This window comes from Gemella taiwanensis (genome assembly GCF_054054385.1).
In genome coordinates, this window is the sequence record NZ_JBSMTL010000006.1 from 26,998 (window position 1) to 45,140 (window position 18,143).

The following is an 18,143-nucleotide window of genomic DNA, read 5'->3' on the forward strand; positions in this document are numbered from 1 at the left end:
AATTTCTAAAACACAAAAAGCGAAGTTTGATTTCTCAAACCTCGCTTTTTACTTTTATATTAAGCTGCTTTTTTAAGCCCTTTTCGTAACATGTCGAATCCTGTAATTACTACTACTACAATAATTAGCCATAACAAGCTATTTAATGATAGAGAAGTAATAAATTGGTATCCAACGATTACCCCAATAATTCCCCCTATAGTTAATCCTATAGTACCTTTTCTTGGGTATAATCCTTCTTTAATAAACTTAGGTGAACCAATCGCCATAAGAGCTGCACAAGATCCCATCATAATTGGGAATGCTGCTTTTGGATCCATTCCTAATAATGAAACCATAGCTAAACATGGTGCATAAAGACCAACTCCTGCCATCATCAATGCTCCAAAGATAAAGTTACCTACAACACCTACTACAAGAGCAATTCCTGTTAAGTGTAATGCAGTATTATTAGCACCAAGAAGAGCTAACCATCCCATTTTACTAGCAAACATTAATCCTGCAGTAATAAGTAATGCAAATCCCATTACAACTTGAATTTTTTTCTCTGGTAATTTCGTTACTATACGTCCACCAATTAAAGCTCCAACAACAGCTGAAACAATCATTGATAATAAAGTAACAGCATCAACTTTTACAGATTGAATGAATAAGAATGCTTCGATTAATACTGGAATAGTGTGACCGATATTTAACGTCCCTGGTAATAATCTGTCATTTTTAATAAATCCTGTTACTTTTGCTAATAATGTTGTTGGTGCAAAACTACCAATACCTAATGTATCCATGAAGTCTGTAACGAAACCAATTACAAATCCAACGATTGGATTAGAATCTTCGCCTACTTCACCTTTATTTTTAATAATATCTAACGCCCACATCACTACGAAATATAGTGCTGACAGCCCTAGTAATGTTAATAATATCGTTACTAAGTTCATATAATTTTCTCTCCTATCCTAATAAGAATCCGTATGTAAGTGAATCATCTGGATCATAAACATAGTTACTGAATCCTAAGATATAACCAGAACCTGTAATTTCTGGGATAATAGCATCGAAGTCTGCTAATTTACGTTCTTCAACAATTCTACCTTTGAATAATGTACCTAAAATACTTTCGTAAACAAAAGGTTCACCTGGTTTTAATTCACCTTTTGCATATAATGTAGCTAATTTAGCTGAAGTACCAGTTCCACAAGGTGAACGGTCAATATTTCCATCACCAAATACTACAACATTTTTGAATGTAGCTTCTGGGTGAGATGGTTTATCATAAATTTCAACTAAGTCTACAGTTTTAATGTGAGCTAATGTTGGGTGTTGAATTTCAATATTCGCATTAATAGCATCACGAATTTTTAATCCAGCTTCTTTTAGTTTAGAAGCATTTTCTGGTTTAACTTCTAAACCAAGTTGGTCTGCAGAAATAATACAGAAGAAACTTCCACCAAATGAGATATCAAATTTAACGTGTCCTACTCCTTCTACATCAAGTTCTACATCACGTTTGTATAAGAATGACTCAACGTTTCTAAATGAAACTTCTTTTACTTTAGTTCCATTGTCTTTTAATTTAGCAGTTGCATAAATTAATCCAGCAGGTGTTTCTACAACAACTTCTTTTTCAGTAGCACCTTCTTCAACATCTACCATACCTGTTTCTACAGCTGCTGTAACAGCTGCGATAGTGTTGTGTCCACACATGTTTAAGTAACCACCAGTATCCATGAATACTAGTCCAAAATCAGCTTCTTCTTTTGTTGGTGGTAATAAGAATGCCCCAAACATATCTTGGTGTCCACGCGGTTCAAACATTACTGATTTTCTTACATCATCAAGATGTTCGATGAAATATTGTTTTTTCTCAACCATATCTTTACCAGGAATTTTTGGAATTCCTGCTGTAACTAAACGAGCAGCTTCTCCTGCTGTATGTGTATCGATAACTGAAATCATTTTATTTAGTTTCATAATAATTCACTCCTTAATTATTGCCTTTTGTTATTTGTTATTTGCATCTTGTCTCATTTTAAGTTTTAATAATGCCAATGCCTTTCTAGCATCAGTATAATCAATATTATTTTGACAAACTATTTCTGTTTCTACACCTTCTTCAGATTTATTAAAATCTAAAACGAACTTCGTGTATTGATTTTCAACTACAAATTTATGTTTACCCATAAATTTTAGTCCTACGATAGAAATTCCACGCTCTCCTATTTCAAACATAGTATTAGCATAGTCAACATCACTATTTCCCCAACCATCCGCTGAGATAATAGCTCCATCAGTTCTCATTGCTTCTAACCATGTTGCAGCTCGCCATCCAACTAAATGTTTTAATCGATTATCCTGCGGCGTTCCTACTACAATTACCCCTTGAAAGTCGATATCAGGATCTTCCACTAGTACATCTAATAATGGATCTCTAAAGTGGTGTAAGCTTGTTTCTTTTGTAGATGGTCCAATACCCATAATAACACCTCTTTCTATACCATTGCTCTTATAGCACCATCACGATATTCGTTAGCTGTTAGTAGCACTGGCATATTGTTCATATCTATAATAGAAATACCTTTATCTATTCCACTAGGTTCTATTGGGAATAACTGATTATCATACATCATCCCTTGTCCTGCAACTTCCTTAACTAAAGCTACTTTAGGTTTTCCAGGATTTTTTGGATTATAAAATTCGTGAACTTCATCAGCATCACGTCCGCTAAGAACTTTCATCACTTCTCGTATATTTTGTAAATATACATCTGATAATTCAAAAATAGAAAATGCTAAAGCTCTATCGAAATCCACGTCTGATTTAATAATAACATCAATATGTATTAAATAATCACTGTCAGCTGGTGATCCCGCTTTATTTAGCACAAGTTGTTCTTTAAGAATACCTTCTGAAGAACCAAATTCATGCATTTGTTCCCCTTTAGTATTCGCACCTGTTAACAACATATATACCCCTGTTAAAGTATGCGTAATCCCTTCACCAAGTCTTCCTAAAACCTTTGTAGATATAGGAACTATATCCATTATAGTATTCACATAAAAATCATGTTCACGAGGTTTAATTATTTTCACCTCTACACTTTCAAAAATATTTTTATCATATTCAATCTCTGTTGGAATAATAAGTTCATTGTTTTCAATTTTCACTTTTTTCCCTAAAACAACATTTTTCATATGAAATGCTTTTATTTGCAATCTCTCTTTTGACATAACTATCAATCCCTTACTATTTTATTTTCTGTATTAATACAGTATGTAAGTTGTTTACTAGTACAGATATTTCATCAAAAAAGAAGAGGGACACCCGTCCCTCTTCTGATATTTCTCCTACACGTGAGCAATATACTCAAATGGAAGAGGAACTATTTTACCTGAACTTGGTATTTTAATTAGTTGCTCTAATGTTGCTTTTAGAATTTGTGTTTGTTGCTCAACGTTTCCTGGTTCCCCAGCGTTAGCACCCATTGGTACAAGTGGTGCAACAGCTCTAGGAGTACCGTTTTGACGCACTACTGGAGGTAGTGCTGCTATTAAGATTGTTGGAATACCTGCTTCCTCAATTGCTCTCTGCACGATCACGGCAGTTCTGTGACAAGTACCTCAACCAGCAGTTAAAATAACTGCATCAACATTTTCTTCTTTTAATTTTTTAGCAATCGCTGGTCCTGTAGAGTTTGTGAAAGCCTCTTGGTCTCCACCACCACCCATGAAACCATAGTGGAATTCTGCTACACTACCGATGAATCCTTCTTTTGCAAGTTCGTGTAATCTATCGATTGGGAACATACAGTTGATGTCTTTGTTAGCATCAGCGTTATCATATCCACCGTGTGATACCATAAGATCTGTACTGTGAGCAGTATCTGGGATTTCACGGAATGTAGTATCCCCTGCTAAGTTAAATCTTTTATCTGTTTTTAAGTGAACTCCTGCTGCTGTAGCTAATGCTACTTTCATATCTTTTAACTCTTTAGTTACTGGAGCCCAAACTGGTTTTGGTGTAATAGGTACAAAAATTTCTGATTGTAGACCTTCAAATATCGTTAATGACATTCTAATTTCTCCTTCCTACTATTCTTCATTTAGTCTGTTTTTTACTTCTTCTTGTAATTTTTTTGTGTTTAATATTGCATTTACATAATGTTCGTCAGGTTCTTCGTTTATAACTTCTGGATAACTTAGTAAAAATGCTACCTCTTGGCCAATTTTTACTGGATAATCAGAAATTAACATTCTCATAGGAATTTTAAATTGCCCTAAGCGTCCTTTAATGTCTATCGTAACGCTGGCGTCGTTATGATCAACTATAATCCCTTCGAACACTCTTTCTGTAGATGCATATTTTAATTTTTCAATCATAACTTATTTCCTATCCTCTTTAAAAATTAATCTTCTTTTTCGTAGATTTCTTGACGTTTTTTAGATTTTGGTAATACTTGTTCGTTATCAAGTAATTCTACTTTTTGTCCTGTAGTTTTTTCAATAACTTCTATGTTATTTAATTTAACGTTAGGATTCCATTTTCTTTCAGCTTTTTTAATTGTTCCGCCACCCATTTGTGTTTTAAGCATTGCTAAAGCACGGATAGCATCTTCTTTACATAATGTATTGTTTGAAAGAATTTCATTTTCAATACCTTGTTTAGATTTGTTGTTATCAACCATAGCTTTCATGTATTCGTTACCTACTACAAGGGCACCTTGTACTGCTGAGTAAGTCATACCAACTACTGATACTCCACGTTTACCGATTTCTTCAATGTGAGAAGCGAAGTCGATGTGGTTGTTACCAAATCCTTCAGTTGTTACGATAGCACCATCGATGTCCATTGCTTCGATAGTCATACCTACACGTTTAGATACATAGAATTTTTCTGAGTTAGCTTGAGGTGATCCAACTAATAATACCCCTACTAAGTCGATTTCTTCATCAGCCATTGCTTCAAGTACTAATGGTTCACGGTAGTAGTGACGAGAAGTTTCTTTAGAAGCTGGTCCGATACAAGTTAATGCGTGGATACCACCATCTAAGATTTCTGTTGGTGCAAGCATTACTGGTAGGTTACCAAGGTCAACGTTTGGTTTAGCACCAAGTGTTCCAACTGGTTCTACTGGTAAGATTAAGTTATCGTGCATAGCACCTTGTCCCATGATTTCTTTAACGATTAATACTTTTTTATTTCCTGGGTGACGATATTGTTCAATATTGATGTTTCCAACTACTAGGCTTTCATCATCTAATTCTTTAAGAGCTTTACGAATTTCTTCTGTAATGTGGTCGAATGCTTTGTGAGCTGCTAATGGTCCTGGACGTTCCATGTTAGCTCCTGCTTTAATTGTAACTTGACCTTTAATGAAGATTTCACCTTTATCTGGAGCTCCTGGACGACCCCACATAATGTTACGTTCTAATTCACCTTCAGAAGAACCGAATTCCCCGATTTGAACTCCGTTAGCATCAGTTCCTGTAAGAACCATTACTACACCTTTAAGTTCACGAGTAACACCGTGTCCGATTTCTCCTTCTTCTTTAACAGCGATTGGTTGAACGTCCATGATTGTTTCACTGTAAGTGTCATATTGTTCAGGAGTGATAATTTCTAATTTAACACTTTCTACTAAAGCTTCTGATTCAGCAGCTTCTTTACATAAATCTTCTGCTGTTCTTAAAACTAAAGTAGTTCCTTTAATTTCTGTTTTTTCACCAAATTCTACTTTATCAATTTTGTAGTGTTTAGTGTGTAGAGAACGAATAAATTTAGGTTCTCCTTCATGTTTTTCTTCCACTTTTGCTGCTACTGCTTCTGCTTTTGCTGCTTCAACAGCTTTAGCTTCCACTGCTTGAACTGGAGCTTGTGCTACTGGAGCTGCTTGTCCACCGATAGCTGCTAATGGAATTTCAAGGTTAATGTTTTCACCTTTTCCGATTTGTAGTTTTAATACTCCTGCTGGAGCTTGTACTTGAGCTACCGGCGTAACCGGAGCAACAGGCGCAACTGGTGCGCTAACTTCAGCTACTGGAGCCTCTACTACTTCTTCTTTTTCTTCTGCTTTTTCTTCTCCACCTTGTACGGCATCAATGATACCTGGTGTAATAGGTATTAGAGCGTCTGTTGTTTTTAATAATTTAGCTCCTAATACTTGTCCGATTGTTAATGCATCATCTGGGAATGATAATAATCCTGAATCTACTAGATCATCGAATAATCCTGGATCTTCTAAGTTTTCTGGACTAATTACGATACCTTCCTCAGCTCTGCAACAAAATACCGCTTTATCATTTAAGTGCTCTTTTGCAGTTTCTACTGTAATTGACATTACTTCTAACCTCCAACTAATTATTTATTATTATGTAATTCTAAACTTTTATAGCTTCTGTATAAATGATGGTCAGTGGCACGAAGTACATGATCGGTACTATGATAAACTTTTACTCCTAACCTAGGAGCTACACCTGTCACGGTGTTAGTTCAATCTTGACAAGTACCAGTGATAACTGCTTTCGCACCATCTTTTTTCATTTTCAATACTTTTTCCGCTTGTCCTGGACAAATACCAGGTAATTCACAACGTAATCGTCCATTTTTATCAGGTTTCATACGTTTACACATTTGAACAGATACTACTTCTGCACCCATTCCGTCAGCTATTTGTCTCAAGCGTTCTTCTTGCGCTCCACATTCACAAATAAGTATTCCTACTTTTTCTTTTTCTTGTGGATATGGCATTGCTACAAGTAACCCACCTGTTGTTTTGTTGATTGGGTCTGTTTCTAATGCAGGGCGTCCAGTAAATGGTCCACCACGTACTATTTCTCCGTGTGGATTAATATAACCACCAGCTTTTTCTATAAATACGCTTATTGGTAATCCAATTGGTACATCTAAGAAAATACCAGGATTTTGAACACGACCACCAACAGTAATATCTTTATCAATAAGTGGTTTGTCTTCTTCAATTGCTTCAACTATACGTTTGATAGTTTCTACATTTGAAATAATTGCATTTGCTTCTAGTGGCAATTGACCTGGTTTTAAGATTACACCAAGTGTTTCTCTTACGATAACTCTTTCGTCACCAGCAGGATACATATTAGGCAAAATTTTAATACTAATATTAGGCTCATCTTTACATGCTTTACCTAATGCTAGTAGTGCTTTACGATATTTTGTTTTAATAGCAATGTATCCTTCTTTCGCACCAGTTAATTCAACTATGTATTTTAAACCTCTAACTAAAACTTCTGGATGTTCTTCCATGAATTTTACGTTGTGACCTAAGATTGGTTCACATTCTGCTGCATTAGCAATAACATACCCTCCAGGGATTTGTGCAGATAACTTAATTCCGGTTGGGAATCCAGCTCCACCAACTCCAACGATACCAGCATCTTTAATTTTTTGAAGTTTATCATCAGTTTTCTCTAATCTAACATAGTCATCAGTTTGTTCTTTATCCAATTTAACAACAATTTCCATGTCATTAACTTCTTCTACTACACCTGATAAACTAGTGTGAATATTTGCCCCTAACCCATTTGGGGTTGCAACTAGTTGACCACGTTTAACATGATCACCAACATTTACAATTGGTTGACAAGGGCCACCAACGTGTTGTTTAAGTGGGATATTGATTTTTTCAACATTAAACTCTAACATTTCATTTTTCCTCCTTTCTTTAAAATTTGTTTACAAGCAGTAGTTCCTAACTTCTACTACAATTATTGTATAACAGTTGATAACTTTTTGTAAAGATTAAAATTATTAAAAAATCAATATATATTTAAATTTTTTTATATAATTATTACGTTTTCTGTACAAAATGTTAGTAAAAAAGGATTTTCATTCTAATTTTTTTGAAATTTTTATTTATTCAATTTATGTATAATTGAAAGTTGTTATCAATTTACATAATCTTATATTTAGTAAGAATGTATACATTTGCAATCGGAAATTTTCTTTATTAATTATAAAAAATATTTAAAACTGTTCTCTTTTTAAACATTTTATATTATAATAAATATGTAAAAACATAAGGAGGAAAGCGGCAGGTTGTCGCATAAATTAAATATGAAAAACTTTAAAAAAATAGGAGTTCTCTTATTAAGCTCAAGTTTAATTGTAGCAGGCTGTTCTACAAAAGATGAACATACAAGCTCAAATGTGAAAAAAGAGATTAAAACTATTTCTTTAGAAGATTTCACAAAAAACATCAATAATAACGAGTATCAATATATAGACACTCGTAACGACGAAGCCTATAATGGTTTTAAAGTTGACGGCATTAAAAATGGAGGTCATTTAAAAAATTCTATTCAATATAGTGCATCATTTGTCGGTAAAGTCAATAAAGACAAAGAGGATAAATTTGTTAGTGATAAAGGTTTAGATAAAAAGAAAAAAACAATCGTCTACGATACTAACAAAGAAAACTCATCTAAAGTCGCAGATAAACTGGCTTCTTTAGGGTATGATGTATATAAATTTGAAGACTATAAGCAATTTGCTGATAACGATTCAAATAAAACAAATCTAGTATCTTATCCAGAATATCAAAATCTAGTCTCACCTCAATGGGTTAAGGACATAAAAGATGGTAAAAAACCAGAAACATACACAAATAACGATTATGCTATTTTCGAAGTTTCATGGGGTGAAGGCGATAAAGCTGTGAATTATAAAGAACACATCAAAGGCGCATATCACTTTAATACAGACTGGATAGAAGATGGACCTGTATGGAATCTACGTTCAGCAGAAGAAATTAAGAAAAACTTGTTAAAACAAGGGATAACAAGTAATAAAACTGTTATTATCTATTCAGATGATGCATCGGCAGGATTCAGAGTAAACTGGGCTCTTAAATGGGCTGGTGTAAAAGACGTTCGTGTAATGAACGGTGGACTTAAAGCATGGAAAGAAGCTGGTTTTGAAACAGAAACTACTGTAAATACCCCAAAAGAAGCTACTGACTTTGGTGTTAATATTCCTGCTCACCCAGAATATGATATTTCTAGAGCAAAAGAAGTAGCTGAAAAAGTTAAAAATGAAGGACTTAAATTAGTAAGTATCAGATCTTGGGATGAATACACAGGAAAAACTAGTGGTTATGATTACATTGAAAAAGCTGGTGAACCTAAAGGAGCAATTTTTGGATTCTCTGGTGAATCAAAAGCTGATGTAAATGATTACTATGATCCAGATGGAACTCTTAGAAATCCACAGGAAATTTATAACTTGTGGAAAGGACAAGGAATACAAGAAAACGATAAAATCGCATTATATTGCGGTACTGGATGGAGAAATGCAGTTCCATGGTTTATGACTCAACTTACAGGACGTGCCAACACTTATTTCTATGATGGTGGATGGAACGATTGGCAATTAGATGGTACATTGCCAGTAGATATTAATAAAGACAAAGGTCAAAAACCAGACGCTAAAAACGATTATAAATAGTAACTAAAAGAACTTACCCATAAATATATATATGGATAAGTTCTTTATAATATTTTCCAAGATTTATATTCTATTTTTTCTAATATACTACTATCATTCAGTATTTCCTGTTTTAATTTTAGAAGAAGAGGTGAAGCATTATCGATATTTATTTTATCAACCTCCAACCAACAAATTCCATTTGAATCATTTATTTCATCATCTTAAACTGTTTGTATCACTTCCAACTGATCACTTTCTATTTTTACATCATAAAAGATCATCATATGATGTACTGTACGTTCTTCCTCTTCTACAAATACATCATAAGCTCTACAATTATCGTAGGAGCTCACTTTATACCCTGTTTCTTCTAGAAATTCTATAACTAAAGTTTCCGTAAATCCCTCACTAGTTTTTTGACTACCTCCTGGTTAATCATATCTATTCTTATAAGGTCCCCTTGCTTTTTTTATACACAATACTTTATTATCTTTTAAACATACACCATAGATGCCTAAATAATCAATAATCATATTACCTCCAAAAATATAATAAAAATGATGCAAATCTTGTTTAAATCTGCATCATTTCTTGTTTATTATTCTAATTCTGCTAATTTTTGTTTTAGATACGGTACTAACTCATCTTTAAGATCACTCTTAAGGGCAAAGTCAATTGTTGTCTTAACAAATCCAATAGTTTCACCTACATCGTAACGTTTACCTTGGAAATCATACGCATAAACATTTTCTTCTTCATTTAACATTTGAATAGCATCAGTTAATTGAACTTCTCCACCAACACCTACTTGCTTCTTAGCTAAGTGTTTGAAAATCCCCGGGTTAAGAACGTATCTTCCCATGATGGCTTGGTTAGATGGCGCAGTTCCTGGTGCTGGTTTTTCTACGAATGTTTCAACTTCGTATAAGTGACCATCCTGCGATTTTGGAGCAATTACACCATATCTATGAGTTTGATCTTCTGGAACAGTTTGAACCCCGATTACAGAACATCCAGTTTCCTCAGCTTTATCAATAAGTTGTTTAATTGCTGGATACTCGTCGTTAATTACTACGTCATCTCCTAGTAATACCGCAAATGGTTCGTCTCCAATGAAACTACGTGCTGTTAAGATCGCATCTCCTAGACCAGCCATTTCTTTTTGACGTACGTAGTGAATATTAGCAAGTTGAGTTGGGTATTTCACCTTTTCCAACATCGCTAACTTACCTTTATTCTCTAATTCTACTTCTAGTTCAACATTTCTATCAAAGTGGTCCTCGATAGCTCTTTTTTGTTTTCCTGTAACAATAATTATATCTTCAATTCCAGCTTTTACCGCTTCTTCCACTATATATTGAATAGTAGGAGTATCGATAATAGGTAGCATTTCTTTTGGTAATGCTTTAGTTGCAGGTAGGAATCGTGTACCGTATCCCGCAGCTGGAATAATCGCTTTTCTTACTTTTTTCATGTATTCACCTATATTCTTTTCTTTTAATTTTACAAACTAATAATAACATATTTTCATTATTTTAGCAAATTTTTCTTCACTTTTCAAACTATATACATAACATTTTTTATTTCAGCATCCCTATATATCTCTAATTCAAAACACTGATATTATGTTATTTTAAAACTTCCATAATAAAAATAACGTTATCTTTCGAACATTTTACAAACAAGTATTTAATAGAACTTGAAACAGAGAATTCTATTCCAAGTTCTAATTATTTTATCTTGTATTTAACGCTTGAACTACAACACTTGTTGTATTTTCTTTACCATTTCTATAGTAAGTTACTTTAACAGTATCACCTATTTTTGTTTTTTCAAATAGATATTTTCTGACTGCAGCAACATCCTTAACATCTTCACCATTTAATTTTGTGATGATATCATATTTTTCTATCCCTGCTTGTGCAGCTGGTGTACCATTCTCAACAAATCTAACTACGACACCTTGCTTACCTTCGAAGTTCAATTGTGATTTCAACGTATCGCTATCAACTGTATTTACAGATACTAATTGAACACCTAGAGCTGGACGAATTACTTTACCCGCTTGTTCTAATTGTTCAGTTATTATTTTAACCTCATTAGATGGTATTCCAAAACCAATTCCTTCAGCACTTACATTCTCCGTTGCTTTTGCTATTTTCGATTCATTAATTCCAATAAGTTTACCTTCATTATTAATCAGCGCTCCACCAGAGTTACCTGGGTTAATAGCCGCATCAGTCTGAATTACAGTTTGATTCCAGTCATTTTTACCATCACCGTCAACATCCATAGGAATTTGTCTATTTACGGCAGATACTATACCTTTTGTAACAGTATTAGATAAGTTAACATCAAGAGGAGATCCGATAGCAAACGCTGTTTCTCCTACTGCAATTTTATCACTATCAGCAAAATCCATTGTAGTTGTCACATTATCACCTTTAATTTTTAGTACAGCTAAGTCTGTCCATACATCAGTTCCAACAACTTCTGCATTCACATTAGTTCCATCACTTAAAATTACCGATAATTTTTTAGCTCCGTTTACCACGTGATTGTTAGTCACAACATAAGCAGTATTCCCTGATTTTTTATAAATAACACCACTTCCACTAGAAGCTGGTTTTAGTTCACTAGAATTACTAGAATCACTTCCTGATTTCCTTGAATTTCCACCTAAGATTGACTCAAGATTATTGTTAGAGTTACTTTGGTAGTTTACGATTGAAACTACAGCATCTTTAGCTTTTGAAATCGCATTTACCGTAATTTGTTGATTATCTTTATCTTCTTTCGTAGCAGTCACTGAAGAATTCAACGCTTTTCCAGTTCCCATTACAGCTTGCGCTCCAAAAACACTAGTAGCTCCAAGAGCAAATGCCGCAAAAACAGTTAAGAATAATTTTCCATAATTATTTTTTTGTTGTACAATTACCTGTTCATTGTTCATACCCTGTAAATTTTCAAAATTATTATATTGAGAATTATCAACATTATCATAATTTTGATAACCTTGATAATTGTTTTGTTCGTTATAATTTTCTTGATTATTAAAATCCTGTAAATTTCTATTATTTTGGTTGTTATTTCTATTTTGCATAAAAATCCTCCTTTTTGATTTTTATTTTCCGTTGTGTTTCACAACTTATTATATAAAAAAATCTTTAATTTACGTTTCTCATAGTTTTATCTTACCAACATCAACTTAAACAAAGTTTAAAGAAAAGTTTAAATGTACTTAATATTTTTTTACACCTATAATTATCTCGATTCTATTTCTCTACTCTATGATTTAATGTTAAAAATTGTAAAAATCTTATTAAATTAAATAGCCCAAAAAACATAACTAGATAATAATAGATAAAAACTTTATCAGAATTATTATTTAAAATAAAATATATCGATAAACCAATAAATAGTGTATTTAAAATAAAGCTAAATAAATATTTTCGCGTGCGAATTAACAGTAGCAATTGAATTATTAAAAATGCTACAAAAATTGCTATCAACAACTTTACATTTGTATCTGTAAAATACTTCGGAAACTTATATACATTTCTAAACAGTATATGCCTTATCATCCCCATCTTTCTTTCCGAAAAATAATACCAACCAGAAATCATCACTAATAATATGATTTCTAAAAATGCAAATAAACAATATAATTTTTTATACTTTATACTCTTCATTATTTATCTCCTTGTTTATAATTTATCTTAATGTTATAATTCTATATATAAATTATATGAAAAAAATAAAAAGGATGCAACATTTGTTGCTTGGAAAGAGAGATATATGAAAACTAAAAGATATATTACATTAGCTAGCATACTTGCTCTAATTTTCACTTTTCTATACACATTTAATATAAACTTTGATCTCAATAAACAGTTAAACCTTGCTAACTTAGCAATTATACTAGTTGTTTTAATTTTATGGGTATTATCTGGTTATATATTATTAATTAAAGATATTTTTACTATTACAGAAAATGAGCGAAATGGAATCACCTTAGTCTTGGTATTATTAGCGATTATATTCTTCTACTATAATCCATTTCCAAATCCAGAAAGTTTCTACATTACTATACCTAGAGTTGTATATTTTATTCTAACAATAGTAATATTTTTCTTACTTATTATTGCTTTTTGGAAAGAAAATCTTACACCCCTAATATCTGCAATCTTTATCCCATTTAGTGTTCAAAGCTACTTAGTAAATATTAAAGAAATTACACAATACACAAGCTACACTCTTTACGTGATAATTTTCTTTATAGCTATAGCTTACACATTAAATTATTTTAGAAGAAAATAAAATTAGAGTTATAAAATTTTTGCATGAAATAAATTCATTAATTACAAAACAAAAATCTTCAAACATACAGTTCAAAATATGTTTGAAGATTTTTTTTATACTAATACTATATATTTTTTACAAATATCCGCAAAGAAACTTTGAACATCACCTGCTTTTAACATAACTTCTTGTTCTTCATCTACAATATAATTCTCACTAGCTTCCATAACCGCAAGAAGTCGTTTGAATGTATCAGCGAATAACGCTTCATCCTCATTTAATAGATAATTAAAATTCTGCTCAGCAAAAAATGGAACGAACACTTCTCTAAACGCACCTTGACGTATTCTACCAATAAGTTTTTCTCCACTAGCAGTAACGAATAAATCACCTTGTTTCTCTACAAATTCCTTCGCTTTTATATGACTAGAAAAAATTTGGAATCCTTCCGCTTCTTTATACTCTCTAAAAACTGGAATTTTTAATCCTTGTTCTTCATAAAGAGCTTTATCTATTATTACGAAAACCTCTTCTAAATCCCAAAATTCTTTCGCTATATAATAAAATGCTACACGCCATCTACTATCACTCTTCGGCAATCTCTTAAATGTAGCTACTTGTTCAACTAATTTAATATCTTTTTCCAATATTATTTCCTCTATTCTATATGAATTTAATCTATTTGAATTATCGTTCCAATACGTTTTGGAGTAGCATTATCTAATCTATATGAGAAGAATTTATCATTATCTCTAACCGTACAGAAATCAACAATTTTGATGTTATCTTCTAGTATACCACATTTTTTCAACAATTCTTTATTCAATTGCCATAAATTTAAATAATATTTACCATCATTTTCTTTATAATAATTCGGCACTTCTAAAGCAGCAAATTTTTCTATAAGATCATAAGAAACTTCATAGTTATCAACACTAACCGACGGTCCTATAATAGTCTTAATATCTTCTACTTTACAATTATATTTACCTGTCATAATATTCACCATTTCCCCGACAATATTACCATATGTTCCTCGCCATCCTGCATGAGCTAAAGCAGCAACACTTTGCTTTTTATCATAGAAAACGACAGGTACACAATCAGCAGTAAAAATCAATAACGGTGTCGCAACCAAATTAGTAATTAACCCATCAGCTTCCTTCCCATTTTCATTAATATCAGAATCCGATTCGACAATACGCACATTCGCACCGTGAACTTGTGTGTTAAAGACTATATTTTTATGATTAAAACCATATTCATCAGAGAATCTTTTCATATCCTCACTATTTTTCGCATCAACCTTTCTATTGGTAAATGCTATTTTTATATTGTCATCATTAATTAAATATCCATCAACTATCTCTATCATAATAACCTCCTAAATTAACGCTAATATTATTATACACAAAATATAAGTCTATGTCCCATTTCTCTACTCTATAAAACGGTTATTATCTGTACCTTCTCCATGTCCTTAATTCAAAATTCAACTAAAAAATAGGAATCTGAAAGATATCTATCTTTCAGACTCCTACTTAACATTTATCTTATTCTTCTACTAAATCTAAGTAAACTTTTTTACTAAATGTTGTTGAATTTAATACAGTACGAATTGCGTTAATCACTGTACCTTTTTTCCCTATTATACGCCCACAATCTTCTGGGTGAACTGTTAAAATGTAGTGTTCGCGTGCATTTTTAACAAATTTTTCGATTTTGATTTCATCTTTATGCTCAACGATTTCACTAACAATACTATAAATTAATTCTTCCATGTGTCTCTCCTTATTTAGCTACGATATTAACTAATCTTCCAGGAACAACGATTACTTTCATAACTTGTTTTCCTTCGATTAATTCTTTTACTTCTTCATTAGCTAGAACGATTTGCTCTAATTCAGCTGGTGTTAAATCTTTCTTAACGTCTAATTTTGCCTTAACTTTACCCATAAGTTGAACTACGATTTCTACAGTATCACTTACAAGTTTACTTTCATCAAATGTTGGCCATGGTACGTATGAGATTGATTCAGTGTTACCATAAACTTCCCACATTTCTTCAGCAAGGTGAGGTGCAAATGGAGCAAGAAGTTGGATAAATCCTAACGCATATTTACGAGGAATATATTCAGCTTTGTAACAGTCATTTACAAATACCATAAGTTGAGAAATAGCTGTATTAAATCCTAGAATTTCGATATCTTCAGATACTTTCTTAACAGTGTAATTATAGCTTACTTCTAATTCTGCATTATCTTTATCTTGAACTTTGTCATTTACTTTACCAGTTTCTTCATCTACGAATAGACGGTATACTCTATCTAGGAAACGACGAGATCCATCTAGACCATTTTCACTCCATGCGATTGAAGCATCTAATGGCCCCATGAACATTTCATACACACGTAATGTATCAGCACCGTGAGATACGATAATATCATCAGGGTTAACTACATTACCTTTAGATTTAGACATTTTTTCTGGACGACCATCTTTACCTTCAGCAAGAATCATACCTTGGTTAAATAGTTTTTGGAATGGCTCACGACTTGGCACTAAACCTAGATCGTAAAGTACTTTGTGCCAGAAACGAGCGTATAGTAAGTGAAGTACTGCGTGTTCTGCTCCACCGATATAAACATCTACAGGTAGCCAGTATTTTAATTTCTCTGGATCAGCAAACATTTCATCATTGTGTGGGTCGATGTAACGTAAGTAGTACCAACAAGAACCAGCCCATTGAGGCATTGTGTTAGTTTCACGTTTACCTTTTTTACCAGTCTCAGGGTCTACTACATTTAACCACTCTTCGATATTCGCAAGTGGAGATTCCCCAGTTCCTGATGGTTTAATGTTGTCAGTTTCTGGAAGTAATAGTGGAAGTTCACTATCAGGTACTGTAGTCATAGTACCATCTTCCCAGTGGATGATTGGAATTGGTTCTCCCCAGTAACGTTGTCTTGAGAATAACCAGTCACGTAGTTTGTAAGTAACTTTACTACGTCCAACTTTATTTCCTTCTAAGAATTCAATAACTTTTGCGATAGCTTCTTCGTTATTTAATCCATTGATAAAATCAGAGTTGATGTGTTTACCATCACCGTAGAATGGTACAACAACTTCTCCATTATCTTCGATAACAGCTTTGATCGGTAGGTTGAACTTAGTCGCAAACTCATAATCACGCTCATCATGCGCAGGAACAGCCATAACAGCTCCAGTTCCGTAGCTTGCTAGAACGTAGTCCGCAATCCAAAGTTCTACTTTTTCACCATTTACAGGGTTAATCGCATAAGCTCCTGTGAATACTCCTGTTTTATCTTTGTTAAGGTCTGTTCTTTCAAGGTCAGACTTACGTTTAACGATATCAAGGTACTCCTCAACAGCAGCTCTTTGTCCTTCTGTAACGATTTCTTCAACAAGTTTGTGTTCAGGTGCAAGTACACAGTAAGATACACCAAATACAGTGTCAGCACGTGTAGTAAATACTGTGAATACTTTATCAGTTCCTTCAATTTTGAAATCAATCTCAGCACCTACAGATTTACCAATCCAGTTACGTTGCATAGCTTTAAGACTTTCTGGCCAATCAAGAATATCTAAATCAGCAAGAAGTTTTTCAGCGTAATCCGTAATTTTCAGTACCCATTGACGCATAGGACGACGCTCTACAGGGTGTCCTCCACGCTCAGATTTACCATCAATAACCTCTTCATTAGAAAGAACTGTTCCTAATGCTGGACACCAGTTTACAGGTACTTCATCAACATAAGCAAGTCCTTTTTCATAAAGTTTTTTGAAAATCCATTGTGTCCATTTGTAGTACTTAGGATCTGTTGTATTTACTTCACGATCCCAATCATAAGAAAATCCTAATTCTTTTATTTGGCGACGGAACGTGTCGATATTTGTTTTTGTAAAGTCTCTTGGGTCATTACCAGTATCTAATGCATATTGCTCAGCTGGTAATCCGAATGCATCCCATCCCATTGGATGAAGTACATTGTATCCATTAGCTCTTTTATATCTACTTAAGATATCAGTAGCCGTATATCCTTCTGGGTGACCTACGTGAAGTCCAGCTCCTGATGGATAAGGGAACATATCTAATGCATAAAATTTCTCTTTTGTATGATCATCTAATGTTTTGAATGTTTTATTTTCATCCCAATATTTTTGCCATTTTTTTTCTATAACTCGGTGGTTATATACCATAATTTAAGCACACTCCTTCGCTTTCAAGTTCTCTAAGTTATAGTATACCAATTTTAAAGACTTTTAGCAACAACTGAAAGAATTTAATATGAAATTATTGGTATTATTTAATACATAAAAATAAGGATACCTCATAGAAAATGATTTTTACAAATCAAAAT

General features: G+C 32.9%; 17 protein-coding genes. 2 read left to right on the forward strand and 15 right to left on the reverse strand.

The genetic code is table 11. The features are described from left to right. Positions 1-59 precede the first annotated feature (59 nt). The 8 genes from ACWOA3_RS05740 to prdC all read right to left on the reverse strand — a co-directional run bounded on the left by ACWOA3_RS05740 (position 60) and on the right by prdC (position 7,677). Entirely contained in the window at positions 60-941 is an 882-nt protein-coding gene (locus ACWOA3_RS05740) for a sulfite exporter TauE/SafE family protein (RefSeq protein ID WP_003147789.1), read from the reverse strand. Positions 942-954: 13 nt separating this feature from the next. Beyond that, positions 955-1,974 (reverse strand): proline racemase family protein, encoded by a 1,020-nt coding sequence (locus tag ACWOA3_RS05745; protein ID WP_316452257.1) that lies wholly within the window; start codon positions 1,972-1,974, stop codon positions 955-957. 30 nt (positions 1,975-2,004) lie between these two features. Further along, positions 2,005-2,478, reverse strand: a complete 474-nt coding sequence (locus ACWOA3_RS05750) for a glycine/sarcosine/betaine reductase component B subunit (RefSeq protein WP_456884611.1) — start codon at positions 2,476-2,478, stop codon at positions 2,005-2,007. A 14-nt stretch (positions 2,479-2,492) separates the two neighbouring features. Further along, positions 2,493-3,230, reverse strand: a complete 738-nt coding sequence (prdD, locus tag ACWOA3_RS05755; protein ID WP_003147786.1) for a proline reductase cluster protein PrdD — start codon at positions 3,228-3,230, stop codon at positions 2,493-2,495. 117 nt (positions 3,231-3,347) lie between these two features. Next, positions 3,348-4,073 carry a D-proline reductase (dithiol) protein PrdB gene (gene prdB, locus ACWOA3_RS05760; RefSeq protein ID WP_081459798.1) on the reverse strand — a complete coding sequence of 242 codons (726 nt, stop codon included), beginning with the start codon at positions 4,071-4,073 and terminating at the stop codon, positions 3,348-3,350. An 18-nt stretch (positions 4,074-4,091) separates the two neighbouring features. Continuing rightward, positions 4,092-4,379: a CBO2463/CBO2479 domain-containing protein gene (locus ACWOA3_RS05765; protein ID WP_003147783.1), complete on the reverse strand. Its 288-nt coding sequence runs from the start codon at positions 4,377-4,379 to the stop codon at positions 4,092-4,094. A 26-nt stretch (positions 4,380-4,405) separates the two neighbouring features. After that, entirely contained in the window at positions 4,406-6,337 is a 1,932-nt protein-coding gene (prdA, locus tag ACWOA3_RS05770; protein WP_003147782.1) for a D-proline reductase (dithiol) proprotein PrdA, read from the reverse strand. 20 nt (positions 6,338-6,357) lie between these two features. Then, positions 6,358-7,677, reverse strand: a complete 1,320-nt coding sequence (gene prdC, locus ACWOA3_RS05775) for a proline reductase-associated electron transfer protein PrdC (RefSeq protein ID WP_442566783.1) — start codon at positions 7,675-7,677, stop codon at positions 6,358-6,360. 393 nt (positions 7,678-8,070) lie between these two features. Here prdC and ACWOA3_RS05780 point away from each other — a divergent pair, with 393 nt between their 5' ends. Further along, entirely contained in the window at positions 8,071-9,477 is a 1,407-nt protein-coding gene (locus ACWOA3_RS05780; protein ID WP_456884614.1) for a rhodanese-like domain-containing protein, read from the forward strand. A gap of 203 nt (positions 9,478-9,680) precedes the next feature. Here the strand turns inward: ACWOA3_RS05780 and ACWOA3_RS05785 are convergent, their stop codons facing one another. From ACWOA3_RS05785 to ACWOA3_RS05795, 3 genes are all read right to left on the reverse strand, one after another. Continuing rightward, entirely contained in the window at positions 9,681-9,812 is a 132-nt protein-coding gene (locus ACWOA3_RS05785; RefSeq protein WP_456884616.1) for a hypothetical protein, read from the reverse strand. A gap of 245 nt (positions 9,813-10,057) precedes the next feature. After that, complete coding sequence (gene galU / locus ACWOA3_RS05790) at positions 10,058-10,933, reverse strand: UTP--glucose-1-phosphate uridylyltransferase GalU (RefSeq protein WP_442566748.1); 876 nt, start codon at positions 10,931-10,933, stop codon at positions 10,058-10,060. 261 nt (positions 10,934-11,194) lie between these two features. Next, positions 11,195-12,562 (reverse strand): S1C family serine protease, encoded by a 1,368-nt coding sequence (locus ACWOA3_RS05795; RefSeq protein ID WP_456884618.1) that lies wholly within the window; start codon positions 12,560-12,562, stop codon positions 11,195-11,197. Positions 12,563-13,257: 695 nt separating this feature from the next. Between ACWOA3_RS05795 and ACWOA3_RS05800 the strand changes: the two genes are divergently transcribed. Then, on the forward strand, positions 13,258-13,779 hold the full coding sequence (locus ACWOA3_RS05800) for a hypothetical protein (RefSeq protein ID WP_456884620.1): 522 nt from the start codon (positions 13,258-13,260) through the stop codon (positions 13,777-13,779). A gap of 95 nt (positions 13,780-13,874) precedes the next feature. Here the strand turns inward: ACWOA3_RS05800 and ACWOA3_RS05805 are convergent, their stop codons facing one another. The 4 genes from ACWOA3_RS05805 to leuS form a co-directional block, all read right to left on the reverse strand. After that, complete coding sequence (locus tag ACWOA3_RS05805; protein WP_456884622.1) at positions 13,875-14,408, reverse strand: hypothetical protein; 534 nt, start codon at positions 14,406-14,408, stop codon at positions 13,875-13,877. A gap of 26 nt (positions 14,409-14,434) precedes the next feature. Continuing rightward, on the reverse strand, positions 14,435-15,136 hold the full coding sequence (gene pgeF / locus ACWOA3_RS05810; protein ID WP_456884624.1) for a peptidoglycan editing factor PgeF: 702 nt from the start codon (positions 15,134-15,136) through the stop codon (positions 14,435-14,437). A gap of 178 nt (positions 15,137-15,314) precedes the next feature. Continuing rightward, positions 15,315-15,542: a KH domain-containing protein gene (locus ACWOA3_RS05815; RefSeq protein ID WP_003147770.1), complete on the reverse strand. Its 228-nt coding sequence runs from the start codon at positions 15,540-15,542 to the stop codon at positions 15,315-15,317. 10 nt (positions 15,543-15,552) lie between these two features. After that, entirely contained in the window at positions 15,553-17,982 is a 2,430-nt protein-coding gene (leuS, locus tag ACWOA3_RS05820; protein ID WP_456884625.1) for a leucine--tRNA ligase, read from the reverse strand. Between the last annotated feature and the right edge of the window lie 161 nt (positions 17,983-18,143).